The sequence below is a fragment of the Ralstonia pickettii genome (assembly GCF_016466415.2).
Classification (GTDB): domain Bacteria; phylum Pseudomonadota; class Gammaproteobacteria; order Burkholderiales; family Burkholderiaceae; genus Ralstonia; species Ralstonia pickettii.
The window spans coordinates 2424552-2450453 of record NZ_CP066771.1 but is presented as its reverse complement, the minus strand read 5'-3'; the positions used below and the strand labels follow the sequence as shown (position 1 = coordinate 2450453).

29 protein-coding genes are annotated in these 25902 nt (G+C 64.7%); 16 read left to right on the top strand and 13 right to left on the bottom strand.

The annotated features are described in order from the left end of the window. Positions 1–2 precede the first annotated feature (2 nt). Genes tsaE through RP6297_RS11575 form a run of 3 tightly spaced genes read left to right on the top strand, consistent with a single transcriptional unit; the run spans position 3 to position 2647 of the window. A complete protein-coding gene (gene tsaE, locus RP6297_RS11585; protein WP_037028800.1) occupies positions 3–581 on the top strand; it encodes a tRNA (adenosine(37)-N6)-threonylcarbamoyltransferase complex ATPase subunit type 1 TsaE in 579 nt (192 codons plus the stop codon). Continuing rightward, a complete protein-coding gene (locus RP6297_RS11580; RefSeq protein ID WP_009241378.1) occupies positions 575–2098 on the top strand; it encodes an N-acetylmuramoyl-L-alanine amidase in 1524 nt (507 codons plus the stop codon). The genes tsaE and RP6297_RS11580 overlap by 7 nt, the downstream gene beginning before the upstream one ends. 3 nt (positions 2099–2101) lie before the next feature. After that, a complete protein-coding gene (locus RP6297_RS11575; RefSeq protein ID WP_009241377.1) occupies positions 2102–2647 on the top strand; it encodes a GNAT family N-acetyltransferase in 546 nt (181 codons plus the stop codon). Here RP6297_RS11575 and RP6297_RS11570 read toward each other — a convergent pair whose 3' ends face one another. After that, complete coding sequence (locus tag RP6297_RS11570) at positions 2648–3679, bottom strand: bile acid:sodium symporter family protein (RefSeq protein WP_009241376.1); 1032 nt, start codon at positions 3677–3679, stop codon at positions 2648–2650. It abuts the gene before it with no gap. A 118-nt stretch (positions 3680–3797) separates the two neighbouring features. Between RP6297_RS11570 and RP6297_RS11565 the strand changes: the two genes are divergently transcribed. Continuing rightward, positions 3798–4694 (top strand): LysR family transcriptional regulator, encoded by an 897-nt coding sequence (locus RP6297_RS11565; protein WP_009241375.1) that lies wholly within the window; start codon positions 3798–3800, stop codon positions 4692–4694. A 14-nt stretch (positions 4695–4708) separates the two neighbouring features. Here the strand turns inward: RP6297_RS11565 and RP6297_RS11560 are convergent, their stop codons facing one another. From RP6297_RS11560 to RP6297_RS11530, 7 genes are all read right to left on the bottom strand, one after another. Beyond that, on the bottom strand, positions 4709–5467 hold the full coding sequence (locus RP6297_RS11560) for a 3-hydroxyacyl-CoA dehydrogenase (RefSeq protein ID WP_009241374.1): 759 nt from the start codon (positions 5465–5467) through the stop codon (positions 4709–4711). A 156-nt stretch (positions 5468–5623) separates the two neighbouring features. Beyond that, positions 5624–6292 (bottom strand): adenylate kinase, encoded by a 669-nt coding sequence (adk, locus tag RP6297_RS11555; RefSeq protein WP_009241373.1) that lies wholly within the window; start codon positions 6290–6292, stop codon positions 5624–5626. Between the two features lie 346 nt (positions 6293–6638). Next, positions 6639–7445 (bottom strand): 3-deoxy-manno-octulosonate cytidylyltransferase, encoded by an 807-nt coding sequence (gene kdsB / locus RP6297_RS11550; RefSeq protein ID WP_009241372.1) that lies wholly within the window; start codon positions 7443–7445, stop codon positions 6639–6641. 16 nt (positions 7446–7461) lie between these two features. Continuing rightward, the gene (locus tag RP6297_RS11545) at positions 7462–7650 is read right to left on the bottom strand and encodes a Trm112 family protein (protein WP_004631803.1); all 189 of its coding nucleotides are present in this window, start codon (positions 7648–7650) and stop codon (positions 7462–7464) included. Between the two features lie 68 nt (positions 7651–7718). Next, positions 7719–8768 (bottom strand): tetraacyldisaccharide 4'-kinase, encoded by a 1050-nt coding sequence (gene lpxK, locus RP6297_RS11540; RefSeq protein ID WP_009241371.1) that lies wholly within the window; start codon positions 8766–8768, stop codon positions 7719–7721. A gap of 27 nt (positions 8769–8795) precedes the next feature. After that, on the bottom strand, positions 8796–9224 hold the full coding sequence (locus RP6297_RS11535; RefSeq protein WP_004631807.1) for an ExbD/TolR family protein: 429 nt from the start codon (positions 9222–9224) through the stop codon (positions 8796–8798). A 28-nt stretch (positions 9225–9252) separates the two neighbouring features. Further along, entirely contained in the window at positions 9253–9873 is a 621-nt protein-coding gene (locus RP6297_RS11530; protein WP_009241370.1) for a MotA/TolQ/ExbB proton channel family protein, read from the bottom strand. 1069 nt (positions 9874–10942) lie between these two features. Here RP6297_RS11530 and xseA point away from each other — a divergent pair. Beyond that, positions 10943–12352 carry an exodeoxyribonuclease VII large subunit gene (gene xseA, locus RP6297_RS11525; RefSeq protein WP_009241369.1) on the top strand — a complete coding sequence of 470 codons (1410 nt, stop codon included), beginning with the start codon at positions 10943–10945 and terminating at the stop codon, positions 12350–12352. A gap of 147 nt (positions 12353–12499) precedes the next feature. Further along, positions 12500–13078, top strand: a complete 579-nt coding sequence (gene sodB, locus RP6297_RS11520; protein WP_009241368.1) for a superoxide dismutase [Fe] — start codon at positions 12500–12502, stop codon at positions 13076–13078. A 53-nt stretch (positions 13079–13131) separates the two neighbouring features. Here the strand turns inward: sodB and RP6297_RS11515 are convergent, their stop codons facing one another. The 3 genes from RP6297_RS11515 to RP6297_RS11505 form a co-directional block, all read right to left on the bottom strand. Further along, positions 13132–13851 carry a site-2 protease family protein gene (locus RP6297_RS11515; protein ID WP_009241367.1) on the bottom strand — a complete coding sequence of 240 codons (720 nt, stop codon included), beginning with the start codon at positions 13849–13851 and terminating at the stop codon, positions 13132–13134. A gap of 3 nt (positions 13852–13854) precedes the next feature. Then, positions 13855–14784 carry a DUF2167 domain-containing protein gene (locus RP6297_RS11510; RefSeq protein WP_009241366.1) on the bottom strand — a complete coding sequence of 310 codons (930 nt, stop codon included), beginning with the start codon at positions 14782–14784 and terminating at the stop codon, positions 13855–13857. Positions 14785–14930: 146 nt separating this feature from the next. After that, positions 14931–15473 carry an ester cyclase gene (locus tag RP6297_RS11505; protein ID WP_009241365.1) on the bottom strand — a complete coding sequence of 181 codons (543 nt, stop codon included), beginning with the start codon at positions 15471–15473 and terminating at the stop codon, positions 14931–14933. Between the two features lie 255 nt (positions 15474–15728). Between RP6297_RS11505 and RP6297_RS11500 the strand changes: the two genes are divergently transcribed. The 7 genes from RP6297_RS11500 to RP6297_RS11470 all read left to right on the top strand — a co-directional run bounded on the left by RP6297_RS11500 (position 15729) and on the right by RP6297_RS11470 (position 20954). Continuing rightward, entirely contained in the window at positions 15729–16244 is a 516-nt protein-coding gene (locus RP6297_RS11500; protein WP_009241364.1) for a hypothetical protein, read from the top strand. 109 nt (positions 16245–16353) lie between these two features. After that, entirely contained in the window at positions 16354–17124 is a 771-nt protein-coding gene (locus RP6297_RS11495) for an IclR family transcriptional regulator (protein WP_009241363.1), read from the top strand. Between the two features lie 62 nt (positions 17125–17186). Continuing rightward, on the top strand, positions 17187–17951 hold the full coding sequence (locus RP6297_RS11490) for a glutamine ABC transporter substrate-binding protein (protein ID WP_009241362.1): 765 nt from the start codon (positions 17187–17189) through the stop codon (positions 17949–17951). A gap of 18 nt (positions 17952–17969) precedes the next feature. Then, positions 17970–18638 carry an amino acid ABC transporter permease gene (locus tag RP6297_RS11485; RefSeq protein ID WP_009241361.1) on the top strand — a complete coding sequence of 223 codons (669 nt, stop codon included), beginning with the start codon at positions 17970–17972 and terminating at the stop codon, positions 18636–18638. Then, the gene (locus RP6297_RS11480; protein ID WP_009241360.1) at positions 18635–19435 is read left to right on the top strand and encodes an amino acid ABC transporter ATP-binding protein; all 801 of its coding nucleotides are present in this window, start codon (positions 18635–18637) and stop codon (positions 19433–19435) included. Before RP6297_RS11485 ends, RP6297_RS11480 begins: the two co-directional genes overlap by 4 nt. After that, on the top strand, positions 19432–20379 hold the full coding sequence (gene hutG, locus RP6297_RS11475; RefSeq protein WP_009241359.1) for a formimidoylglutamase: 948 nt from the start codon (positions 19432–19434) through the stop codon (positions 20377–20379). The genes RP6297_RS11480 and hutG overlap by 4 nt, the downstream gene beginning before the upstream one ends. Further along, on the top strand, positions 20376–20954 hold the full coding sequence (locus tag RP6297_RS11470) for a HutD/Ves family protein (RefSeq protein ID WP_009241358.1): 579 nt from the start codon (positions 20376–20378) through the stop codon (positions 20952–20954). The genes hutG and RP6297_RS11470 overlap by 4 nt, the downstream gene beginning before the upstream one ends. 97 nt (positions 20955–21051) lie before the next feature. Here RP6297_RS11470 and RP6297_RS11465 read toward each other — a convergent pair whose 3' ends face one another. After that, positions 21052–21336, bottom strand: coding sequence for an HU family DNA-binding protein (locus tag RP6297_RS11465; RefSeq protein WP_003272088.1), 285 nt, complete (start codon positions 21334–21336; stop codon positions 21052–21054). Positions 21337–21647: 311 nt separating this feature from the next. On the opposite strand from RP6297_RS11465, the gene RP6297_RS11460 reads away from it, so the two are divergent. Beyond that, positions 21648–22400, top strand: a complete 753-nt coding sequence (locus RP6297_RS11460) for an oxidoreductase (protein WP_009241357.1) — start codon at positions 21648–21650, stop codon at positions 22398–22400. Between the two features lie 49 nt (positions 22401–22449). Here RP6297_RS11460 and RP6297_RS11455 read toward each other — a convergent pair whose 3' ends face one another. Then, on the bottom strand, positions 22450–23781 hold the full coding sequence (locus RP6297_RS11455) for an MFS transporter (RefSeq protein ID WP_009241356.1): 1332 nt from the start codon (positions 23779–23781) through the stop codon (positions 22450–22452). A gap of 180 nt (positions 23782–23961) precedes the next feature. On the opposite strand from RP6297_RS11455, the gene RP6297_RS11450 reads away from it, so the two are divergent. Both RP6297_RS11450 and RP6297_RS11445 read left to right on the top strand, forming a co-directional pair. After that, a complete protein-coding gene (locus RP6297_RS11450) occupies positions 23962–24336 on the top strand; it encodes a hypothetical protein (RefSeq protein ID WP_009241355.1) in 375 nt (124 codons plus the stop codon). A 152-nt stretch (positions 24337–24488) separates the two neighbouring features. Further along, a complete protein-coding gene (locus RP6297_RS11445; RefSeq protein WP_009241354.1) occupies positions 24489–25889 on the top strand; it encodes a GntP family permease in 1401 nt (466 codons plus the stop codon). Positions 25890–25902 lie beyond the last annotated feature (13 nt).

The following is a 25902-nucleotide window of genomic DNA, read 5'->3' as shown; positions in this document are numbered from 1 at the left end:
CAATGCCCACCGTGCTCCCTGCTGACGCGCCTTCTGGTCTGACCCCTCCGCTCGCCGAGCGCACGCTTTCGCTCACCGATGAAGCGGCCACGTCGGCCTTTGGTGCGGCGCTCGCGCAGGCCGTGCGGGCATTGGGCGCGCGGCCCGTGCAGGTGCAGCTTTCCGGCGATCTGGGCGCGGGCAAGACGACGCTCTCACGGGCCATCCTGCGCGGCCTCGGGCACACCGGGCGCGTGCGCAGCCCCACCTATACGCTGGTCGAGCCCTACGACGTTGCCGGAACTATGGGCACGCAGAAGGTCTATCACTTCGATCTGTATCGCTTTGCCGATCCGGAAGAGTGGACCGACGCCGGCTTCCGCGATTGCTTTGCCGAACCCGCGCTGTGTCTGGTCGAATGGCCAGAGAAGGCGCAGGCGCTGCTGGGCACGCCTGACTTGCACATCGCTTTATCGGTCGACGTTGTGCACGAAACCTACGAGGACGGCGTTGAGCATGCACCGCGCGCCGCACGCCTGAGCGCACGCACACAGACCGGCCTTCAACTTCTACAGTCGTTGCAACACCTGTTCCCATGCTGATCAAGCATCTGCCGACCGACCAACCGGATGATCCCCACCTGCCGAGCCAGGCCCGCCGCCAATGGCTCACGCGCATGGCCAAGGCTGGCGCAGGCACGGTCATCCTGAGCCTGGTGGGCCCGCAGATTGCGCGCGGCGCCAACATCGTCGCCGTGCGCGTGTGGCCCGCCGAGGACTACACACGCGTGACGATCGAATCCGACGTCGCGCTCAAGGCCACGCATCAGCTCATCAAGGACCCGGATCGGCTGATGGTCGACATCGACGGGCTCGAACTGAACCCGACCTTGCGCGAGCTGGTCGCCAAGATCGCGCCGAACGATCCGTACATCCGCCAGGTGCGCGTGGGTCAGAACCGGCCGAGCGTCGTGCGTCTGGTGTTCGACCTGAAGGAAAGCGTCAACCCGCAGGTGTTCACGTTGCTGCCGATTGCCGGCTATCGGAACCGGCTGGTGTTCGACCTGTACCCGACCAACCCGCCCGACCCGCTGATGCAGCTCGTGCAGGCCACCGAGGGCAAGCAGGAGCGCTTTGCTGCGTCCGGCGGCACGCCCATGCCGGCGCCGTCGGATGACGATGATCCGATCGCCGCGCTGGCACGCCGCGACAGCAGCGCAAGCCCTACCAAGCCAGCGATCGAAGAGCCGCAACCTCCGGCACTTGCCAGCCGCACACCGCCTCGCAAGGCGCCGCCTTCCACGTCGACGAATCCTCCGTCGACGCTCGCCAACGCGCCGAACACGCCGCCGCTGGAGATCCTTCCCGAGCAACCCGTGCCGCGTGCGCCGTCGAGCGGCCCGCGCATGCGCCGCCTGCTTACGGTCGCCATCGACCCCGGCCATGGCGGCGAAGACCCGGGCGCCACGGGCGGCGCAGGCACACACGAGAAAGACGTGGTGCTGTCGATCGCTCGCATGCTCAAGGCCAAGATCGACGCCCAGCCCAACATGCGCGCCATGATGACGCGCGATTCCGACTACTTCGTCCCGCTGGGCGTGCGCGTGCAGAAGGCGCGCCGCGTGCAGGCGGACCTGTTCGTCTCCATCCACGCCGATGCGTTCGTCACCCCGGAAGCGCGCGGTGCCTCGGTGTTCGTGCTTTCGGATCGCGGCGCCTCCAGCGCGCAGGCCAAGTGGCTCGCCAACAAGGAAAACGCCGCCGACATGATCGGCGGTGCCAATCTCGGCTCGAAAGACGCCCAGGTCACGCGCGTGCTGTTGGATTTGTCGACCACCGCCCAGATCGGCGACAGCATGAAGGTCGGCAAGGCCGTGCTGGACCAGATCGGCGGCATCAACCGGCTGCACAAGGGGCAGGTGGAGCAGGCGGGCTTTGCGGTGCTCAAGGCGCCCGACATTCCGTCGATCCTCGTCGAGACCGCCTTCATCTCCAACCCGGAAGAGGAAGCCAAGCTCAACGACCTGGGGCACCAGAACCAGCTTGCCGAGGCGATCCTGCGCGGCATTCGCGCCTACTTTGCCAAGAACCCGCCGTTATCGCGCAACCCGGGCGTCTGACGCATGACGACGCTTGTGCTACGCGAAGGCGGTGCGTCTGACGCCAGCACCATCGCCGACATCCACACGCGAAGCTGGCAGACCGCGTATCGCGGGCTCGGGGTCCTGTCCGACGCGTATCTCGACGGCGTGGCCAACGCAGAGATGCACGCGAAGTGGCACGAACGCATGACTGCACCCGTGGCCGGGCAATACGTGTGGTGTGCCGATCTGGATGGCGAGACCATCGGTTTCCTCTGCGCCATGCGTGAAGACAATACGCCATGGGGCGCGCTCGTCGACAACCTGCATCTGCTGCCGACGTCACGCGGCCATGGTGTCGGCAAGCGCCTGATGGGCGAAGCGGCGCGCTGGGCCGTGGCTCAGGGCATCACACAGTTACATCTGCTGGTGTACGAGGCGAACACCGCCGCGATCGGCTTCTACGAAGCCCTGGGCGGTGTGTCGGTCAGCCGGGACTGGCTGGAGACGGCCGATGGCGGGCACGCGTGGGTGCGCACCTACCACTGGCCAGAAGCGGAATTCGAAAATCTGACGCGCTTGCCTTGATCAAGCCACGCGGCTCGCCGGGGTAGCTGGGCTGTTCTCGGCGTGGGCCACGCGATCCGCATACCTGCGCGCGAGCGTCGAGCACACAATCAGCTGCAACTGGTGATAGATCATCAGCGGCAGCACAATCAGGCCGAGCGCGGAGTTGCCGGCAAACAGGATCTTCCCCATCGGCACGCCGTTCGCCAGGCTCTTCTTCGAGCCGCAGAACACGGCGGTGATTTCGTCGGCAAGGTTGAAGCCCGCGCGTCGCGACAGCCATGTCGTCGCACCCAGGACGACGAACAGCAGCGCGCTGCTCATGACGGCCACCGCCACGATCGTCTCCCACGGATACTTCGACCACACCCCTGCGTGCGTCGAATCGGCAAACGAGTTGAAGACGATCAGCAGGATCACCGCGCGGTCGACCTTGCTGATGATCGCCTTGTGCTTGTTGATGAAGCCGCCGAGCACCGGGCGCAGCAACTGACCCAGCACGAACGGCAGCAGCAGTTGTTCTGCCACGCCCAGCAGCGCCTTGCCCACCGACAGGTCCGCGCCCGACGCCTGGATCACAAAGCTCATCAGCAGCGGGGTGGCGATCATGCCGATCAGGCCCGAGATGGTCGCGTTGAAGATGGCGGCCGGTACGTTCCCCTTGGCCATGGCTGTCATCGCCACCGACGACGACACCGTGGATGGCAGCGCGCACAGATAGAACACGCCCAGCAGCAGCTCAGCCGGAATGAACGGTTTGCACGCAAACAGGATGACCGCGCCGATCAGCGGAAACAGGATGAAGGTGCAGCTCTGCACGAACAGATGCAGGCGCCAGTTGCGCGCGCCTTCGACGATCTTCTCGCGGGAGAGTGCCGCGCCGTGCAGGAAGAACACCAGCGATACGCCGACGATGGTGACAATGTCCAGCCGCAGCGGGCCGTCGCTCGCGCCAAGCGCCGGGAAGAAAAGGGCGAGCGCGACCATCACCAGCATGGCGCGGATGAACCCATCGATCTGGGACAACAACGGAGACAACAGCGGGATATTCATGTGCGTGCGCGGTCACCATTACATGACGGCGCGGTTGGATGGCGGGATAGCCGCTATTGCACAACATCCCTATCTAGAATACAAATGCATTGATCAAATCAATTCATACGCTATCAGCATGAATGTGACGTTGCGCCAGTTGCGCGTCTTTCTCGCGGTGGCACGCGCGCACAGCTTCAGCCGGGCGGGCGACACCATCGGCCTGACCCAGCCGGCCGTGAGCCGCTCGATCTCCGAGCTGGAAGGCGAACTGGGCTTGAAGCTGCTCGATCGCACCACCCGCGAAGTCGTGCTGACGGAAGTGGGCCGCTCGCTGGCGACGGCGCTGGATCGTCTCGTCGCTGATCTGGACGACACGTTGCAACAGGCGCGACAGGTGAGCGAGCAGCGGCGCGGCCGCGTTGTCGTGGCGTCCAGTCCGACCGTGTCGACCCGGTTGATGCCGGTCTACGTGGCGGAGTGCGCGGTGCGCTATCCAGACATCCGCATGATCGTGCGTGACTCCGTGCAGGTCGACACGCTGCAATTGATCCGCACAGGCGGAGCCGATTTTGGGGTGGTGGTGGAACCCCTCGATACCGAAGGCCTATGGACCGAGCCACTGCTGGTCGATCCGTTCTGCCTCGTCTGTCGCAAGGATCACCCGTTCGCGCAGCGCAGCAGTGTGCGCTGGAAAGATTTGCATCGCACGGCGGTCGTCCTGCTCGACCATGCTTCGGGCAGCCGCCCGCTCATCGACCGCATTTTCCTGCGCCACGGCGTTCACCCGGACGTTGCGCAGGAGATGGGTCACAGCAGCGCCGTATTCGGCATGGTGGAAGCCGGTATCGGCGCGGGCGTGGTGCCGTCGCTGTCGTTGCCGCTGCCGTCTTCTTCGCCATTGGTCGCGGTACCGTTGTCGCCTAAGGAAACGCGCGCGATCGTGCTGGCGCGGCGACATGACCGGTCGTTGTCTCCGGCGGCCGAAGCGGCGTGGCAGATGATTCGCCGGATGGCGCTGCCCGCCGCCTCATGACCTGATCGCCACGCCTATTTCGGCTGCATGCGGATGGCGCCATCCAGGCGGATGGTCTCACCATTGAGCATCGGGTTCTCAACGATCGCACGCGCGAGCTGCGCATATTCCGACGGCTTACCCAGGCGCGGCGGGAACGGCACCATCTTGCCCAGCGCGTCCTGCACTTCGGCCGGCATGCCGAGCAGCATCGGCGTTTCGAAAATGCCCGGCGCAATCGTCATCACGCGGATGCCGTCACGCGACAGGTCACGTGCAATCGCCAGCGTCATCGCCACCACACCGCCCTTGGATGCCGCGTAGGCGGCCTGGCCAATCTGCCCGTCAAATGCCGCCACCGATGCGGTGTTGATGATCACGCCGCGCTCGCCGCCGGCATCAGGCGCATTGCTGGCCATGGCCGTCGCTGCCAACCGGATCATGTTGAACGTGCCGATCAGGTTGATGTTGATCACGCGTGCGAACTGGTCCAGCGGGTGCGGCCCCGTCTTGCCCACCGTGCGCGACGCCGTGGCAATCCCGGCGCAGTTCACCAGCCCGCGCAGCGTACCAAGCGATGTGGCGGCTTCTACAACGGCTTGCCCGTCCGCTTCGGACGTGACGTTGCAGCGCACGAAGCGACCGCCCAGTTCCTGCGCCAGCGCCGTGCCGGCCGCTTCGTTCAGGTCTGCAATCACCACCTTGCCGCCGGCTTCCGCTAACGTGCGTGCTGTGCCGGCGCCCAGTCCCGACGCACCGCCGGTGACGATGAATACCTGATCGCGAATCTCCATGCCGTGTCTCCTCGTGTGTGGATTGCGAGTTACTTGACGTTTACGTTCGCGTCAAGTTCAGCGTCATATGTTAGCGCGAAGCGGCCGGCGATCGAGCAAAAAAAAAAGCGCCTCATGATCGAGGCGCCTTTCTTCCTGGCGGGTATTGCTGGGTGCTCAGTCCTGCAGCGCACCGAACACGCGGGCCGTGATTTCGTCGACGGTGCCCACGCCGCTGATCTTGCGGTACTTCGGCGGCGCGACCTTGGCGGCGCTGTTGCCGTTGGCGGCCCACTGCGAGTAATAGTCCACCAGCGGACGCGTCTGGTTCTCATACACGTCCAGGCGCTTGCGCACCGTCTCTTCCTTGTCGTCGTCGCGCTGGATCAGCGGTTCGCCGGTTTCATCGTCCACGCCTTCGGTCTTGGGCGGGTTGTACTTGACGTGGTATGTGCGGCCCGACGCCACGTGCACGCGACGGCCGCTCATGCGCTCGATGATGGCGTCGAACGGCACGTCGATCTCCAGCACGTAGTCGATTGCCACGGCCGCGTCCTTCATGGCTTCGGCTTGCGGAATGGTGCGCGGGAAGCCGTCGAACAGGTAGCCGTTCTTGCAATCGGGCTGCTGCAGGCGGTCTTTCACGAGGCCGATGATGATGTCATCCGATACCAGGCCGCCGGCATCCATCACCTTCTTTGCTTCGATACCCAGCGGGGTACCGGCCTTGACTGCCGCGCGCAGCATGTCGCCGGTGGAAATCTGCGGAATGCCGAATTTTTCGCAGATGAATTTGGCTTGCGTACCTTTGCCGGCGCCAGGTGCGCCCAACAGAATCAACCGCATGTTGACGAGTTCCTCAAGTTTTCGAATCCTGTCGCGCTGTCAGGCTGTGTGAAGCGCGTTGGGAATCGGTCCAAGAGGGCGGATTCCCAATACGCCTGCGGATAAAACCATGGCGACGCAATCGACGCGAACAGGCAGCCTAGCGGGCGAAGTTGACGCCAGCCTTACCGGACTCTGGGGAATCAGGCGTCCGCCGGACGGCGGCACCCATGGCTCGATTTGTCTCCCTGTCGCCGCTGTGGCGCCTGCGTGGGCGCCGTCATGCGGCTTGTCGTCCTCGCGATTATGCCATGGCGGGGCCGGGGTTTTGGCAGCCCCGCGCGCAAAGTTCAGAGAAATCGCGGCCTCAAGGGCCGTCCTGCGCGAGGAGTTCAGCCCAGGCAGCGCGCACCCGGGCGAGGTCTTCGGGGGTGTCGACTCCGGCGGCGGGGGCGTCATCGGTGGTCAGCACAGCAATGCGCTCACCGTGCCACATCGCGCGTAGCTGCTCCAACTGTTCGGTTTGCTCGATGGGGGCGGCAGCCAATTGCGGGAAGCGGCGCAGGAACCCGGCGCGGTACGCGTAGATGCCGATATGGCGCAGCACGGGCATGGCCGGCAACGGGCGCTCGGCAACGGGTTGCGCCATGACCGCGGGTGTCCAAGTGTCGCGCGCCCACGGCAGCGGTGCGCGCGAGAACAACAGTGCGCGATCGGCGGCGTCGAGCACCACCTTGACGACATTTGGATTGAATACGTCGGCCGGGTCGTGGATCGGATGCGCAGCAGTGGCGATGGCGCAGTCGGGGTGGTCGCGCAGATGCGCGGCCACGTTGTCGATCAGCGTCGGTGCGATCAGCGGCTCATCGCCTTGCACGTTCACGACGATGGCGTCATCGGGCAGCCCCAGAACGGTGGCCACTTCGGCCAGACGGTCGGTGCCGGATGCGTGGTCGGCACGCGTGAGCACGGCTTCCACGTGATGCTGCATGCAGGCGTCGGCGACCGACGCTGCATCGGTGGCAACCACCACGCGCGCGGCGGATGACTGATGCGTGCGTTCAGCCACGCGCACCACCATCGGCTTGCCGTCGATGTCGGCCAGCGGTTTGTTGGGCAGCCGCGTGGACGCCAGCCGCGCGGGAATGACAGCGATGAACGGCGCGTGCGACATGACGGCGACCTTCGTATCAGGCCGGATCGACCGGCGTGCCTTCCACGGTCTGGCGTGCTTCATCGGCCAGCATGACGGGGATGCCGTCGCGGATCGGGTAGGCCAGCTTGTCGACGTGGCAGATCAGTTCATTGTTGGCGCGGTCGTGTTGCAGCGTGCCCTTGCACAACGGGCAGACGAGGATTTCCAGCAGGCGATTGTCCATGGCGGTAGAGGCTCCGTGGCGGCCGCTCAAGGCGGAGGGCGGCGCGCCGGTACAGCGGAAGGGTGGCGTTATTGTGCGCTTGCCTTGAGCGTTGCGCGATCGGCCAGGGCGCGCACGCGCTGGCAGACCTGTTCGACCAGCGCCGGGTCGACCACCGGTGTGGTCGGCACCACCCAGATGCGCGGGTCGTCGAGATGGCCGCATTTTACGGCATCCTTTTCCGTGATCAGGATGACCTCGGCGTGGCTGTCGGTGAAGGGGCTATCGGCGAAATCGTAGTGATCGGGCAGCGGCAGCGTGCTCGGCTTGAGGCCGGCGGCGCGCAGCGAGGCGAAGAAGCGCTCGGGGTTGCCGATGCCGGCTGCAGCCAGCAATTGACCGCCTTCGATGCGTGCGAACTGAGCCAGCGGGCGCCGCAGCCCGGGGTCGGCCAGGTTGTAGGCGTCCTGCAGCTCGAGGTGCATGCCGAACACGTCCGGGCGGTCGGGTGTGGCACGGTAGTTCGGGTCGTTGATGAGCGTGGCGTCACGGCGGCGCGTCATCGGCTCGCGCAACGGGCCGGCGGGCAGCAGGAAGCCGTTGCCGCCCATGCGCGTGTCGAACACGATGATTTCGATATCGCGGCGCAGGCGGTAGTGCTGCAGGCCGTCGTCGCAGACGATCACGTTGCAGCCCGGGTGCGAGGCCAGCAGCGTCTGCGCGCACAGCACGCGGTCGGGGAACACCCACACCGGCAGATCAGTGGCGCGGGCGATGAGCAGCGGTTCATCGCCCACGTCTTCTGCACGGGAATGTTCGCGCACGGGGCGCGGATGCTTCAGCTGTGCGCCGTAGCCGCGCGAGACGATGCCCGGGCGCAGGCCGGCTTCAGCCAGCGCCGACGCCAGCGCAATCACGGCGGGCGTCTTGCCGGCGCCGCCGACGGTGACATTGCCGATCACCACCACCGGCATCGGCAGCCGCACCGAGCGCAGCACGCCCAGGCGGAACAGCAGCCGGCGCAGGGCGCTCACCGCTCCAAACAGCCACGACAGCGGCCACATCACCCACGCAAACCAGCCGCGTTGCTGCCATTGGCGGGTAACGAAGCTGGCGAGACGGTGCTGGGCGACGGGCATGCGTGATGGTGGTTGAGAAGCGGTCTCTTAGCGGGCGTTGCCGGTTTGCGTGGCGAAGGTCAGGTGCGACAGACCGGCCACGCGCGCGGCTTCCATGACATTGACCACCGCCTGGTGCGCGGCTTGAGCATCGGCGTTGACGATGACGATGGGCTCGGGGCCGCCCGCCTTGCCCGCGGCATTGCGCAGCGCATCGGCCAGGCTGGTGACATCGCGCGTGTCGAGCACTTGCTTGTCGACAGAGTAGACGCCGTTGGCGGTGACGGACACGACGATCTGGCCCGGGCGCTCGGTGGCTTTTTCAGCCTCGGCGGTCGGCAGGTTGACTTTCAGTTCGGTGTAGCGGGAATACGTGGTCGTGATCATCAGGAAGATGAGGATCACGAGCAGCACGTCGATCAGCGGGATCAGGTTGATCTCCGGCTCTTCGCGGGCACGGCGCGGGCGGAAGCGCATGGCTGTTTCCAGTAAGGCGTGGCCCGGATCAACCGCGCCGCGGCGGCAGGATCGCGTCGAGGAACGTGGTGGAGAGATGCTCCAGCTCGACCACGTAGTTATCGACCACGCCACGGAAGTAGCGCCAGAAGATCAGCGTCGGGATGGCCACCACCAGGCCCAGCGCCGTGTTGTACAGCGCGACCGAGATGCCGTGCGCCAGCGCCTGCGGGTTCGTGCCGGCGGCGGTCTGGCTGCCGAAGATCTCGATCATGCCGACGACCGTGCCGAACAGGCCCATCAGCGGCGCCACCGAGGCAATCGTGCCGAGTGCGTTGAGATAGCGTTCGAGCCGGTGGGCAACGTTCTGGCCGGCTTCTTCCACCACTTCCTTGGCGGCATCGCGCGAGGTGTTCGGATGCAGCACCACGTGACGCAGCGCAGCCGCCAGCAGGCGGCCCAGCGGCGATCCCTGCTCCAGCGTGTTCACCACTTCCGGGGTGGCGCGGCGCTGATGCGCGACGGCGAGCGCCTCGTCATAGACCTTGGGCGGAATGATCTTCTTGCGTTGCAGGGCGACGAAGCGTTCGATGATGAGCGCGAGTGCGAGCACCGAGGCGATCAACAGCGGCCAGATCGGCCAGCCGGCGGCTTGAATGATGGAAAACACTGGACAACCCGTTTTGTCGTTGTGAAAGGAATGTGATTCTGATGGTGTGCTCGTGCCGTCCGCGTCCCCGAACGCTGTCCGTTGCGGCAAAAACAGGCAGCACTCTAGCGCGTCGGACCTGCCTCGGCAACACGATGGCGCAGCATCGTGACATGCGCAGGCGATGGTCAACGGGCTGTCATGAAAGATGCGGGCCGCGCAATCCACAGCCAGGCGGGACAGTCTTGTGGACGGGTTGTGGACATTGCCCGGACAAGCAAGCTAAGTATTTGATGCGAAAGGCACTTCGGTGCCCTGCTCAAAAAATGTGCAACCGGCTTTTTCAGTGTCAATCCAGGCGAAACAGCCGGCGGACCGTGCTGAAGAGCGGGTAATCCACACTGCAGCGGGACAGTGTTGTGGATGGGTTGTGGACATTGCCACAACAAGCACGCTAAGTGCTTGATATGAAAGGAAGTGCGATGGGGTGCCTAAAAATGAGGCAAACGTGGTCTGGGCGTTGATCCAGAGAAAAACGGGCCCGCGCCGCGACAGAGAAGGAGGAAATCCACACCCGCGCGGGACAGTCTTGTGGATGGGTTGTGGACATTGCCCGGACAAACACCTTAAGTGACTGATTCAAAAGGGTGCTCGATGCTGCGCTCAAAAAATGAGCAGCGTTGTTTCCCCCGAAAAACCATGGAGACGAGGCTCGCGCATGTAAGAATCCACGGCGGATTTATCCACTGCCGAGGCGTCACACCACGGTTTTCCAGCGATGCTGTGGATAACTTTGTGAACATCCTTGGGGCGCTCGTGCTAAATGCTTGACGCAGAACGAAATTACTTGCGCTGCTGAAATTTTGACATGGGCGGTTTTTCTAAAAAAATCAATGGGTTGCGCCAAAATGCACAGAGCGCGTCACCTGACCGCTGTCAAGCTTGACAAGCGCGTTATGCTGTGGACAGGTGACCCACTTCGCTTGAGTTGCCTCCCCTATTCAAGGTAGATGTCGCCTTCAGGCCTCATCGATTTGCGCTCCTTGCACCACTTATGACTCCGCCACCGTCTTCCCGCCGACCTTTCTGGATGGATGCGACCGCGCCCACGCCCGCATCTGCTCCTGAAGTAGGGGCTGCCCCAGCCGCCGCGTTTGCACCGACTCGGGGCTCGCAGGATGTACTGACCGTCAGTGAGGTGAACCGCCGCATTGCCGGGCTGCTCGAACGCAACTTTCCGCTGGGCTGGGTGCGCGGGGAGATTTCCAACTTCACGCGCGCGGGCAGCGGCCATTGGTATTTCTCGCTCAAGGACGCGGGCGCGCAGATCCGCTGCGTGATGTTCAAAGGCCGCAACCAGTACGCCGATTTCACGCCGCGCGAAGGCGAGGCGGTCGAAGTGCGTGCCCTGGTCACCCTGTATGAAGCACGCGGCGAACTGCAACTGAGCGTTGAAGCGATTCGCCGGGCCGGCCTTGGGAATCTGTATGAGGCCTTCCTGCGGCTGAAGGCCGCGCTGGAGGGGCAAGGCCTGTTTGACCCTGGCCGCAAGCGGCCCCTGCCGCGGCATCCGCGCGCGATTGGCGTGGTGACGTCGCTGCAGGCGGCGGCCCTGCGCGACGTGTTGACCACGCTGCGACGGCGTGCGCCGCATGTGCCCGTGGTGGTGTATCCCGTGCCGGTGCAGGGCGCCGGTGCCTCGGAGCGCATCGCCGCCATGCTGGAACGGGTTAATGCCCGGGCAGAGGTCGACGTGGTCATCCTGTGCCGGGGCGGCGGCAGCATTGAAGACCTCTGGGCCTTCAACGAAGAGCCGGTGGCGCGTGCGGTGGCCGCATCCGGCATTCCCATCGTGGCAGGCGTCGGGCACGAGACGGATGTGACCATCGTCGACTTTGTGGCCGACGTACGCGCGCCCACGCCCACGGCAGCGGCCGAACTGGTCAGCCCGGACCGTGCACGCATGCTGCGCGACGTGGGGCGTGACTGGGATGCGCTGTCGACCCAGTTCCGCCGGCAGCTCGATCGCCGCGCGCAGACCGTCGATTGGCTCGCGCGCCGCCTGCGCAGCCCGCAGGCGCAGATGCGCGAACGCCGCACGCAACTCGCCCATCTGGAGGGCCGTCTGCGCTTTGCCCTCACCGGCCGCGTGCAGCGCGCGGAACATCTCCAGCGTCTCCTGACGATGCGCCTGAACGCGGCGCGCCCGGATGCCACGCGAGAGCGCACGCGCCTCCAGCAAGCCGAAGCGACGCTGGCACGCGCCATGCGGGACACGCTGTCTCGCGCCCAAGAACGCCTGGCGCGTCAGCATGCCGGCCTGGAACTGCTGGCGCCGCAGCGCACGCTGGAGCGCGGGTATGCGGTGCTGCTCGATGACAAGGGCCACGCCATCCGCGATCCGAACGCACTGCATGCCCGGACGCACATCGAGGCGAGGCTGGCGCAGGGCACGGCCGACATCGAAATCGCCCGGGTGCAACCGAAGCTCGAACTGTGACCAGCGCATGACCTTATAGCGGCAATGATCGCGATTCCGCACGCGTTTAGCGGGTATTCCGACTATTTAGCCTGCGGTTTGCGCCGGTTTTGCAAGTCTCCTACAATCGTCGCTCCCAACCTGTACAACCCACAGAAGGCAAGAACAATGGAACACACGCTCCCCCCGCTGCCGTACGCCCAAGACGCTCTGGCGCCGCACATCTCCAAGGAAACGCTGGAGTTCCACTACGGCAAGCACCATCAGACGTACGTCACGAACCTGAACAACCTGATCAAGGGCACCGAGTTCGAGAACCTGAGCCTGGAAGACATCGTCAAGAAGTCCTCGGGCGGTGTGTTCAACAACGCCGCACAGGTCTGGAACCACACGTTCTACTGGAACGGCCTGAAGCCGCAAGGCGGTGGCGCTCCGACCGGCGCGCTGGCTGACGCCATCAACGCCAAGTGGGGCAGCTTCGACAAGTTCAAGGAAGAGTTCACCAAGACGGCCATCGGCACGTTCGGTTCGGGCTGGGCCTGGCTGGTGAAGAAGGCCGACGGCTCGCTGGATCTGGTGTCGACCTCCAACGCCGCCACGCCGCTGACGACCGACGCCAAGCCGCTACTGACCTGCGATGTGTGGGAACACGCTTACTACATCGACTACCGCAACGCCCGTCCGAAGTACGTCGAGGCGTTCTGGAACCTGGTCAACTGGGACTTCGTTGCCAAGAACTTCGCCTAAGGCGAATCGCCCCGGCGATTCAGGAAAAAGCCTCCGCACCAGCGGAGGTTTTTTTATGCGCGCACGCTGCCGAGCATGTCGTGCAGTTCGTGGCTCATCATCGCCAGGAACACGACCAAGCCGATGTAATACACGGTGTAGGTCAGGCGAGATTCGTTTGAGATGCTGTAGTACGCGCGGTTTTCCGGCGCATGTGGGTCGTAGCGCCACGCCTTCATCAACTGCGGCACGGCCAACACCGCAATCAGGATCAGGATCGGACTCGGCCGCCAGACGAACAGCGCCACCAGCACCGGCACGCCCAAAAACCAGATGCGCGGCGACAGCACCGCCGTAATGCGTCCACCGTCAAACGGCGAGAGCGGGATCAGGTTGAACAGGTTCAGGAAGCAGCCGGCGTAGGCCAGGGCCAGCAGCAACTGGCTGTCGGTGTAGCGTGCGAGCCCATAGCAGAGCATCGCGCCCACCGTGCCGGCGACGGGCCCGGCCAGGCCGATATGGGCCTCGGTTTCCACATCCATCGGCTGCTCTTTCAGGTCGATCCACGCGCCCACGAAGGGGATGAAGGTGGGCGCTCCCACGGCCAGCCCGCGCTGGCGTGCCGCCATGAAGTGGCCCATCTCGTGGATGAACAGCAACACCACGAAACCCACCGCATAGCGCCAGCCGAACACGAAGGCATAGGCGGCCACCGACAGGAGCATCGTGCCGCCGGTGGTCAGCAGCTTGCCGAACTTCAACCCTGAAAACAGCAGGATCAGCAGCTTGGCCACGGCTTATGCGCTCGGCTTGCGCTTGAAGAACTTGGCCATGGCCGCTCCAAAGCCTGCCACTGCCAGGATCGCCACCTTGGCGAACTTCGCCAGGAACGCGGCGATCACCGCAAACAGGCCCAGCTTCTTGGCGGCGATGCCGCCGACCAGCGCGGCCAGACCGTACTCGGCCACCTTATCGGTCTTCGCGTTGAAATCGGTGTAGCGCTTGCCGTCTTTGAAATCGAGATCGGCGAGCAGCTTTTGCACGGCGGGCTTGTCGGCGTCGACGTGGTTGCGGCCGGTGATCAGGTTCAGGCTGATGTAGCCGTCGCGGCCCAATGCGTAGGTGTTGTAGTTGACCGCACCGGGGTCGTCGGCCGGCTGGCCCTTGGAGCGTGCAGCCATCGACCAGATGAGGCGGTGCGTGGCGGCGTCATAGTGCGGACGCTCGACCCAGCCCTGGATTTCCAGTGCGGGGATGCCGCGCTTCTCACGCTCTTCGTTGGCGGCAGCGGTGCCTTCCTTGAGCGATTTGTACAGATCGTCGACGTTCCAGTCGCGGGCGTCGTCATCCTTGATGTAACCCGACGCCTCATATTTGGCGACGACCATCCACTCATCATCGTCGCTAGTGGGCATGACCAGGCCGAGCATGTCGGGGCTGTTGCTGTTGCCCATGGCGTGCATGATCTGCCCCGCGGCCGGCTGTGGAATGAACACCTCGTCCTTGCCGATCTTGAGCGTGGCCTGGTCACGCAGTTCGATCGACTTGGGGCCGACCTTCGCAGCGGCCTTGGCGGCTGCCCAGGCCTGCTTCATTTCCTGTTGCCGATCGCTGGCCTGCTGTGCGTGGGCAGCCGTAGCGCCCGCCAAGCTGGTTGCGCCGAGCACCGCTGCGCAGGCGAGCGCGCCCGCGCAGGCGCGCAACGCGCCCTGAAACCCCTTTCCCATGGACTTCTCCCGAAGATGTTCTTGTGTGTTGATTGGCTCGATTCTTCTGACGCTTGGGCAGCCGCATCAGCGGTTTGCAAGCTGGGCCGAAGCATAGCGGGCGCAGGGAGCAGGGCTGTTAATGGGCGTTAATGAAGCCGTGTGGATTACGGTTGAAGGCCCATCTGCCGCAGCAGCGTCTGGTTGTCTTCAAGGTGCCAGTTCTCGGCGATCTTGCCGTCGGCGATGCGGTACAGGTCGAAGGCCTGGAAATCGATCGGCTGGTTCTGCCCGTGCGTGCGGCCGAACTCGCCGGTGAAGTGCCCGCGAAAGCGCAGGTGCACCGAGACGCGGTCACCTGCGACGACCATGTCTTCGATCTCCACGCGCATGTCCGGCACGGCCGTGCGGAACGCCTTGGATGCGTCGAGCGGACCTTGCGTGCCCTGCACGCGCCCCGCTGGCAGCGTGCGGTCGACAAAGGACGGCGACAGCGCTTCGGTGGCATAGCGCGCATCGCCGGTATGCCAGAAGGTGGCGTAGCGGCGCGCTGCCAGCACGGCGGCCGCGGCCTGCGGCGTGTCGGTTGCGGCGACGTGGTCCGGGCGGATCAGATCGGCATCGGACGTTGCCGCAACGGCGGGCGCGATGGCGAGGGCAGCGGGCAGCGTCAGCACGGCGGCGGCAAGCAGGGCGGGGCGAATGAACATGGTGAGACTCCATTTGGGTGGCAATGCGCTGCACTGTAGATTTCCAATCGCAGACGATAAAGGTCTCGTGAGTCGATCTGGTTTCAATTGACATTTGACGGTCGATGGCCATGCCCCTCGCCCGCACGAACGCAATGCCGCGCACGTGATAGTCGGTATCTCGCGCCACACGGCGTTCTAATGGTCCGCGTAGCGCCGGGTTTTTCTAGACTGGCCTCTCTTCGAACAGAGGCAAAAAAAACAAGGGAGGGGACGGTGGATCTGAGCCATATCCTGTCGCGCACCGAGCGCGGCACGCAGGAACTGCAAGCGCGCAGCGGGCACGTCACGCATCGGCAGCGGGCAATCCTGCTACTGGTCAATGGCGAGCGCTGCGCCGCGGACATCCTGGCGCAGTTGAGCAGCGCCGGCCCCGACATTGAAGATCGCGCCGAAGACCTCGCGCGCCTGATGGCCGACGGCTATGTCGCAAGCCACGCGCCCATCAAGACCGCGCCCCAGCCGCCCAAGCCGGTGCCGGCTGCGCCGCGCCACGTGCGGCAGGCCTCGATTGCGGACTGGCGCCTGAGCCAGGCCGGCGCCTTCTCGGCTTTGCAGCGCTATCTCGCCGAAGGTCCGGACGCGCCCATCGACTTTCTCAACGGCCTGGCCGCACCGCTGTACGCCGCGCTGACGACGTGCCGCAGCGAGGTATCCGCTCACGCCGTGGTCGCGTTTCTGGAAGCGCGCCTGGACGAGGGCGCACCTGGAAATGTGACCGAGGCGTCCTAGGTGTAAATACTGAATTCGCGCGTGATTCCCGCTTTGTGGGAATGTTGCGTTGATCCATTGAGAAAATCGTCGCATTCTCCGTCGCACCATCACACGACGGAGTTTCGCGATGACCGAGCCGGGCCTGGCACCTTCTCCAGCACAATCCGCCGCCGCGACGGGCGGTTCGGACCGTGTGCTGATGGTGCTCGCCACCATCGCGCGCCACGGCCGCCCGGTTGCGGCGCGCGAGCTGGTCGAACTGACCGGCCTGCCGCAAAGCACGCTGTACCGCCAGGTGGCGATGCTCAAGCGCTGGGGCTTCGTGCTGGAATCGGCCGGCACCTATGCCCCGGGTCCGATCAGCCTGCAGCTCGCACTCGGTTTCGACCACGCTTCGCATCTGGTGCAGGAAGCGCGCATTGGCATGGCCAAGCTGGTGGCAGAGTCGGGCGAATCGGTGGGGCTGGTCGTGGCCGTAAAGGACCAAGCCGTCTGCCTGGAGATGGTCGAGAGCCAGCAGTCGCTGCGCTGCTCGTTCGAGAAAGGGCGCGGTGTGCCGCTGCTGGCCGGCGCCTCTGCCAAGTCATTGCTCGCGTTCATGCCGCCCGCTGCGGCGCGCGCCATCCTTGCCGATCTGCTGGCCATCGATGCCGACACCCAGGCGCAACTGCAAGCTGAACTCTCCGACATTCGCGCCGCGGGCTATGCGCTGTCCGAAGGGGAGGTCGACCCGGGCGTCTGGGGCGTGAGCGTGCCGGTGTTCCGGCTGCCCGGCCACGCGCTCGGCTCCATTACGTTGATGGCGCCTGCAACGCGCGTGCGCGGCAAGGAGCAGCGCCTGATCGACATGACCGTTGCAGCGGCCGCGTCCATATCTGCGCGATTGCAGGACCTCTGAATTTTCGAATTTTCCGCTTCGTTGTTCTTTCACCCCACATGCATCACACAAGGAGACCACTCATGGGGAATCGTCGTCATTTCATGCATTCGATGCTGGCTTGTGCCGTGGCGTTGTCCGCTGCGGCGTCTTTCGCAACCGCTGCGCACGCTGCTGGAGAGCCGCTGCGCGTCGCCACCGATGCCACGTTCGCGCCGATGGAGTTTGTCGAAAACGGCAAGCGTACCGGCTTTGATGTGGACCTGATCGAGGCACTGGCCCGCACCATGGGCCGCCCGGTCGAATGGACGGACATCGATTTCAAGGGCCTCGTGCCGGGCCTGATCTCTCGCCGCTTTGACGTGGCCATCTCGGGCATCTACATCACGGAAGAGCGCAAGAAGGTGGTGGACTTTACGGTGCCGTACTACCACGGCGGCCTGGTCGCGATGGTCAAGCAAGGCAATACGGCCATCAAGACCCCGGCAGATCTGAACGGCAAGAAGGTCAGCGTGCAGGTCGGTACCAAGTCGGTCAACTACTTGAAGGAAAACTATCCGAAGGTCGAGCGCGTGGAAGTCGAAAAGAACGAGCAGATGTTCAACCTCGTCGAAATCGGCCGCGCCGATGCCGCCGTCACAGGCCGCCCCGCCGCCGCGTATTACGTCAAGGCGCGTCCGGGCCTGCGCCTGGTTGAGCCCGCGCTGACTGCCGAGGAATACGGCATCGCCGTGCGTCGCGATCAGCCCGAGCTGACCAAGGCGTTGAACGCGGCATTGGACAAGATCAAGGCCGACGGCACGTACGACCAGATCGTCAAGAAGTGGTTTGGCGCCGCTGCCAAGTAACGACCGACGGACACATTGATGGAACTGGATTTCTCTCCTGTCTGGGCCGGTTGGACGGACATCCTGCGCGGTGCGCTCGTCACGGTCGAGGTGACGGCCGCCGCGCTGGTGCTCGGCTGCATGCTCGGCTTGCTGATCGGCATCGGGCGGTTGAACCCGCGCCGCCGATTCATCTACGGCATCTGTACGGTGTACGTGACGTTCATCCGTGGCACGCCGCTGCTGGTGCAACTTTTCCTGCTGTTCTTCGGGCTGCCGCAGTTCGACATCCTGCTGCCGGCGTTTGTGTGCGGCGTGCTGGGGCTGGGCGTGTATTCGGGCGCGTATGTGTCGGAAATCGTGCGCGGTGCGATCCAGTCGGTGGATCGCGGGCAGATGGAGGCGGCACGGTCGATCGGCATGTCGTCGGCGCAGTCGATGCGCGCGATCATCCTGCCGCAGGCCGTGGTGCGGATGATCCCGCCGCTTGGTAACGAGTTCATCGCGCTGATCAAGAACTCGGCGCTGGTGTCGCTGCTCACGATTCACGACCTGATGCACGAAGGGCAGAAGATCATCAGCGTGTCGTATCGCTCGCTGGAGGTGTATCTGGCGATTGCGCTGGTGTACCTGGTGCTGACCAGCGCCGCCAGCTATCTGCTGCACCGGCTTGAGCGCAACATCCGTGCGGGAGGCATGGTGCAATGAACATAACGAATGCGAATCCGCAAACGCTCAAATCCGCGTTGGATGTGCCCATGATCGAGATCCGCGGGCTCACCAAATCGTATGGCGATCACACCGTGCTCAAGGGCATCGACTTTGATGTCGACGCCTCGCAGGTGGTGGTCGTCATCGGCCCCAGCGGCTCGGGCAAGAGCACGTTCCTGCGCTGCTGCAACGGGCTGGAAACAGCCGAAGGCGGCACCATCGACATCTGCGGCAAGCGCCTGATCGACAACGGCACGCTATTGCCCGATGGCGAGCTGAACCAGTTGCGCCAGCAGGTCGGCATGGTGTTCCAGTCGTTCAACCTGTTTCCGCATCTTTCGGTGCTGCACAACGTCACCGTTGGCCCGCGCATGCTGAGCGGCAAGTCGAAGCACGAAGCAGAGACGGAAGCGCGCGAGCTGCTGCAGAAAGTGGGCTTGGCACACAAGGCCGACGCAATGCCCGCGAGTCTGTCGGGCGGACAGAAGCAGCGCGTGGCCATTGCGCGTGCGCTGGCGATGCGGCCCAAGGTGATGCTGTTCGACGAACCGACCTCCGCGCTTGACCCAGAACTGGTTGGCGAAGTGCTTCAGGTGATGAAGGTGCTCGCCAAGGAAGGCATGACGATGCTCGTGGTCACGCACGAGATGGGCTTTGCACGCGAAGTGGCCGACGTGGTGGTGGTGATGGACGGCGGCGGCATCGTCGAAGCCGGGCCGCCGTCGGTCATCTTTGGCGAGCCCAAGGAAGCGCGCACGCGTTCGTTCCTGCAAGCGGTGCTGACACGCGCATGAGGACGATGTTCGATGCCTCCGTCTGGCAGGGGCGTGACGACACCGGCGAGCGCGGTGACGTGACGCGCCTGTTCCAGATCGTGCAGTCGGCCGATGCGACGACGTTGTCCGGCGTGCCTGCGCTGCTGGGGTTTGCGTGCGATGCGGGCGTCGTTCGAAACCACGGCCGGGCCGGTGCGGCACAGGGCCCGCGTGAAATCCGCCGTGCGTTGGCCAACGTACCTGCACATGGTCTTTCCGCGCTCGCCGATGCGGGCGATGTCACATGTGACGACGGCGATCTGGAACGCGCGCAAACCGCACTTGCGGAATGCGTGTGCGAACTGCTCGATGCCGGCGCGCGGCCAGTGTTGCTCGGGGGCGGCCACGAAGTGGCTTTCGGCACGTACCAAGGACTGCGTCAGCATTGGCAGAAACAAGGTGGGGGCGGGCGCCTGGCGGTCGTCAATTTCGATGCGCATTTCGACCTGCGCACGAGTCGCCCCGGGAACTCCGGCACACCGTTCGACCAGATCGCCGAAGACTGTGCTGCGCACGGTATCGACCTGACGTATTGCTGCCTCGGTGTGAGCCGCCTGTCGAACACGCCCGCGCTGTTCGACCGCGCCGACGCGCTGCACGCGCACTACGTGGAAGATACCGATATGCAGGAGCGTCACCTCGATGCGCGCATGGCCGATCTCGATGCATGGCTGGCTGATGCCGATCACGTCTACCTGACCATCGACATGGATGTGCTGGCCGCCGCCGTGGCGCCCGGCGTGTCCGCGCCCGCAGCGTACGGCATCACGCTTCCGGTGCTCGAGGCCCTCGTGCAGCACGTTTGTGCGACCGGCAAGGTGCGCGTGGTAGACATCGCCGAGACCAATCCCGAATACGACCAGGATCGCCGCACCGTGCGCGTTGCGGCGCGCCTGGTGTATCACTTGTTGCGCCGCTCATGAAACTGATCCCTGCAGATGCAATGCGCCGCATGCCGTGGAAGAACGGCGGCGGCGTCACGACTGAAATCGCCATCGCGCCGGCTGGCGCCACGCTCGACCATTTCGACTGGCGCGTGAGCACTGCGCAGGTGGATGCGGCCGGGCCGTTCTCGCGTTTCGCCGGCATTGACCGCTCGTTGGCGGTGATCGCGGGTGGCCGGCTGACGATGCACCGCGCCGAAGCCGAAGCCGTGACGCTCGCGCCCGGCGAGGCCCCCGCACGCTTTCCCGGTGAAGCCGATGTGCATGCCACGCTGGATGCACCGCTGTCGGATTTCAACGTGATGACGCGGCGCGACGCCTGGGCGCATCGTGCCGAGGCCATCGCTCTTGCGGCCGGCGAGCGTCGTTCACTGCCGCGCTTGCATGCGGGCATGCAATGGCTGGTGTATTGCGTGCACGGCGTGTTGTCGATCGGCGCCGACGACGTACCGCAGGGGGCTGCTGCATGGCTCGATGCAGAGGGCGATCCGGATACGGTTATCGCGCGTGTCGGTTCGGTCGGTTATCTGGTGGCTTTGTGGCCGGTTGGCTGACGTTGCCAGATCAAACGCACCAAAAGAAAAGGGACCCCGTAGGGTCCCTTGCAAGTCTCCCGGCCCGGCACGCATGCCGGGGCTCGGCAGAAGACTCTTACTTCTTCTTGTTCACGGCGTCCTTGAAGCCCTTGCCAGCCGTGAACTTCACGGTCTTGGTTGCCGGGATCTTGATGGCTTCGCCGGTGCGCGGGTTGCGGCCGGTGCGTGCAGCACGCTTGCCCGACGAGAACGAACCGAAGCCAACCAGCGTGATGGTGCCGCCCTTGGCGACGGTCTTCTTGATGTTTTCCAGCGCGGAGTTCAGCGCGCGCTCAGCGGCGGCGTTGCTCAGTTCAGCGTCTTTCGCAATGGCGGCTACGAGTTCGGATTTGGTCGTCATGTCAGTTCCCCACTTCAGGTTTGTTGGACAGCGTTGTACTGCGACCCGTTTTATATCACCGTTGTGAAGGGTTGCACATCCCCTAACTGCAAGGGTTTGCGGGCCGTTGCTTGCAGCCGACACTTGCCCCGTATGGGTTTGCGGGAAGGCATCCGGGAAACACCTGATATCGACGCCGTTTGTTTGCATTTCCGCCAGCGTTCTTCACGCGAGGAGCGCACCGAAACCGCGCAAGCGGCATGGCAGCCAACCGGCTCTCCAGACGCCGTACACTGTGTTTCTGGGCCAGTGCCAACTTCATGGAGAACATCATGTCGAGTGCGCAAATGCCTGTCGGACAAGGCTTCGCGGCGGGCGGCGAAGCGCCTGAGCAACCGCGCGGACCGTCCGTTCTGGTGGCCGGCGCCAACGGACTGGTGGGCCGTGCGGTAGTGCGTCGGCTGGTCGCGCAGCCGTGGGCAGGCAGCGTGACCGCCCTCGTACGCCGACGCGGGGCCTTGACACCAGGGCAGGCCGCGCCGGGTCGATTGCGCGAATGCGTGGTCGATTTCGATCGCCTGGATGCCGCAGAAACGCAGCCTGCGTTTGCCGCCGACATCGTCATCTGCGCGCTCGGCACGACCATCCGCCAGGCCGGTTCCCAGGCAGCATTCCGGCGCGTTGATGTCGAGTATCCGGTTGATCTGGCGCGGCGCGCATTTGCTGCCGGCGCGCATCATTTTCTGCTGGTGAGCGCGTTGGGTGCCGACGCGCGCTCGCGCGTTTTCTACAACCGCTGCAAGGGCGAAGTGGAGGCGGAAATCCTGGCGATCGGCTTTCCTTCGGTGACGGTGGTCCGGCCCTCGCTGCTGCTCGGCGCGCGCACGGAATTTCGCCTCGGCGAGCGCATTGCGCAAGCCCTGTCGCCCGCAATCGGATGGATGGTGCCCCGGACGTGGCGGCCGGTGCCGGCGGAATCGGTGGCGGCGGCGCTCGTCACGGCAGCGCGCGTGGATGCGCCCGGTGTGCGCGTGCTGGAGAACGCGGCGTTGCTCGGCGCAAAAGACGAACGGCCGGTGGGGTGATCCACCGGCCGTTGTTCACTCTTGTGTCGTCTGCGTCTATTTCACGCCATTACTTTTCGATCGGCTTGCCCGTGCGGTCGTGCATCAGCGACAGCGCAAGCACGCTGATGATCGCCGCGGCCATCACGTAGTACGACGGTGCGAGCTTACTGCCCGAACTGGCAATCAGCCACGTCACGATCAACGGGGCGAAACCACCGAAGATGGTGACCGCCAGGTTGTATGAAATCGACAGGCCGGTGGAGCGCACCGCCGTCGGAAACTGCTCGGCCAGCACGGCCGGCGCCGGGCCCGTGAACGCCGCCAGCAACACACCCAGGATCACCTGCACCTGTAGCAGTGTCTGCACCGTCGGGTGGACGTTGAGCCAGTGGAAGAGCGGATACGCCGCGGCTGCGATGACCAGCGCCACCGTGCCCAGCATGCGCTTGCGCCCGATGCGGTCGGACAGGGTGCCCATGAGCGGGCACAGCACGAAGATGATCGCCCCGCACAGCGCTGTCGACTGGAATGTCGCGCCTAGCGGCAGACCTAGCTGTTGCTTCGCATACGTCGGCATGTAGAACACCAGCGTGTAGGTGCAGACGGTCCAGAGAATCGTCACGCCCAGGCCACCCAGCACCTCACGCGGATGATCGCGCAGCACTTGCGACAGCGGTGCCAGACGCGATTCCTTTGCCGCCTTTGCCTTCTGTGCTTCGAAAGCCGGCGGCTCGTGCAGGTGCGAGCGGATGTACATGCCGACCGGGCCGATCAGCAGGCCGAACAGGAATGGAATGCGCCAGCCCCATGCATCGATTTGCTCCGGCGACAGACCGTTCGTGACGATCGCACCCATGGCGGCGCCCAGGATGAACGAGATGCCCTGGCTCGCCTGCTGCCAGCTTGCGAAGTAGCCGCGCCGTTCGTCCGGTGAATACTCGATCAGGAACGCCGTGGCGCCACCGACCTCACCGCCAGCAGAGAAGCCCTGGATGAGCCGCGCGATCACGATCAGGATGGGCGCGCCGATACCGATTTGCGCGTACGTCGGCGCAAGGCCGATGATGGCCGTGCCGATCGCCATCAACATGATGGTGAGCGTGAGTGCAGCCTTGCGGCCGACGCGGTCGGCGTAGATGCCTAGCACGACAGCGCCCACCGGGCGCATGAAGAATCCCACGCCAAACGTGGCGACCGTCAGCATGAACGAGGTGAAGTCGTTGCCGGTGGGGAAGAACAGCTTGGCGATGATGACGGCGAAGAAGCTGTAGACCGTAAAGTCGAACCATTCGAGGCCGTTGCCGATCGTGGCGGCGATGATGGCCTTGCGTCGGGTGGCCGCAGAGATGGCCGGTGCCGGTGCCCGATCGCCCTGGGTGGGCGCTGCCGTGGCTTGCATGGATGTGTCCTCCGGTGTTTTATGGACATCGCCTGCCTCGATCTCTCCCCAGCCCGGGCGGCGAAGCGGTCATGGTAAGTGATCCGGCAGCGATCCGGTGCTGCGGCATGCGAAGTCCTTGGAATTGAGGCGGCTAAACACTGTCGAACGCATATGCACATGCATCCAACGGAGCACATGATGACCCCGACATCGCAACCAGGCCGTCGCGCCGCCATCCTGCCGGGTGTGGTGGTCGCATGCGCGGTCGTTTTGCTGGGGGGGTGCGTGGTCGCGCCGTATTACGACGCCTACGGGAACCCGATCGCCCCCGCAGTCGTGGCGCCTGCGCCAGTGGCGGCGTATCCGTCCTATCCGTACGACCTCTATTACTACTACGGGCCGGCCTATTACCCAGCGCCGGTGTACCCGGCGCCGGTTTTCGGCAGCGTGTGGATCGGCGGGGGCGGCTGCTGGGGCTGCCATCGCGGCTGGGGTGGCCGCGGGTGGGGTGGTCGCGGTTGGGGCCATGGAGGGGGCTGGGGGCACGAAGGAGGCTGGGGACATCGTCATTGATCGTCATCGTCAACGTGACGAAGACGCGCATCCGGCGCGCCCGAACGCCAGTTCCGCCGCCAGTTCAATACGCGTGATTGCGTAACGGAATCTGCTGCATCGCGACATACAATCCTCCGCTCTTAAAAGAAAAGCATGCGAGGAGATTGTCGATGTCCGTCATCATCGTGCTGGCTGCGCTGGCGTTCCTGATGTTCGCCGCGTATCGCGGCTACAGCGTCATCCTATTTGCACCACTGGCCGCACTCGGCGCGGTGCTGCTGACTGATCCATCGGCTGTGGCGCCGGTGTTCTCCGGCATCTTCATGGAGAAGATGGTCGGCTTCGTCAAACTGTATTTCCCGGTGTTCCTGCTCGGTGCTGTCTTCGGCAAGGTGATCGAGCTGTCGGGGTTTTCGCGCTCCATCGTTGCATCGGTCATCCGCGTGGTGGGGGCCAAGCGGGCGATGCTCTCCATCGTGCTGGTGTGTGCGCTGCTGACGTACGGCGGCGTGTCGCTGTTCGTGGTGGTGTTCGCCGTGTACCCGTTTGCAGCGGAAATGTTCCGCCAGGGCAACATCCCCAAGCGCCTCATCCCGGGCACGATCGCGCTGGGCGCGTTCTCGTTCACGATGGATTCGCTGCCGGGCACGCCCCAGATTCAAAACATCATCCCGACCACGTTCTTCCACACCACCTCTTGGGCCGCGCCGTGGCTGGGTACCATCGGTGCGCTGTTCATCATCGTGGTGGGCATGTCGTATCTGGAATGGCGCCGCCGCGTGGCACTGCGCTATGGCCAGGGCTATGACCACGGCCTGACCAAGCTGGTGAACGAGCCCGAAACGGCCGAGACCGGCACGCTGGCGCACCCGCTCGTCGCGCTGTCGCCGCTGGTGCTGGTGGGTGTGATGAACCTGCTGTTCACGCGCTGGATTCCGACGTGGTACGGCAAGGTCGTGACCGTTGCGTTGCCCGGACTGCCCAAGCCGCTGACCGTTGAAGCGGACAAGCTGACCGCGATCTGGGCCGTGGAAGCGGCGCTGTTGATCGGCATCATCGTGGTGCTCGTATTTGGCTTCCGCGCGGTGAAGGGCCGCTTTGCGGACGGCAGCAAGGCGGCCGTGTCGGGCGCCTTGCTGGCCGCGATGAACACCGCTTCGGAATACGGTTTCGGTGGCGTGATCGCCGCGCTTCCGGGTTTCCTGGTGCTGGCCGATGGCCTGCGCGCGATTCCGAATCCGCTCGTCAATGAAGCGGTGACGGTGAGCACCCTTGCCGGCATCACCGGTTCCGCATCGGGCGGCATGAGCATTGCACTGGCGGCCATGGCCGACCAGTTTGTGCAGGCAGCGCAGGCGACGGGCATTCCGATGGAGGTGCTGCACCGTGTGGCCGCGATGGCCTCGGGCGGCATGGACACGCTGCCGCACAATGGCGCCGTGATCACGCTGCTGGCTGTCACGGGCCTGACGCACCGCGAGGCGTATCGCGATGTGTTCTGCGTGACGATCATCAAGACGCTGGCGGTGTTCTTCGTGATTGCCGTGTTTTACGCCACCGGCATCGTCTGACGCAGACGCCGCC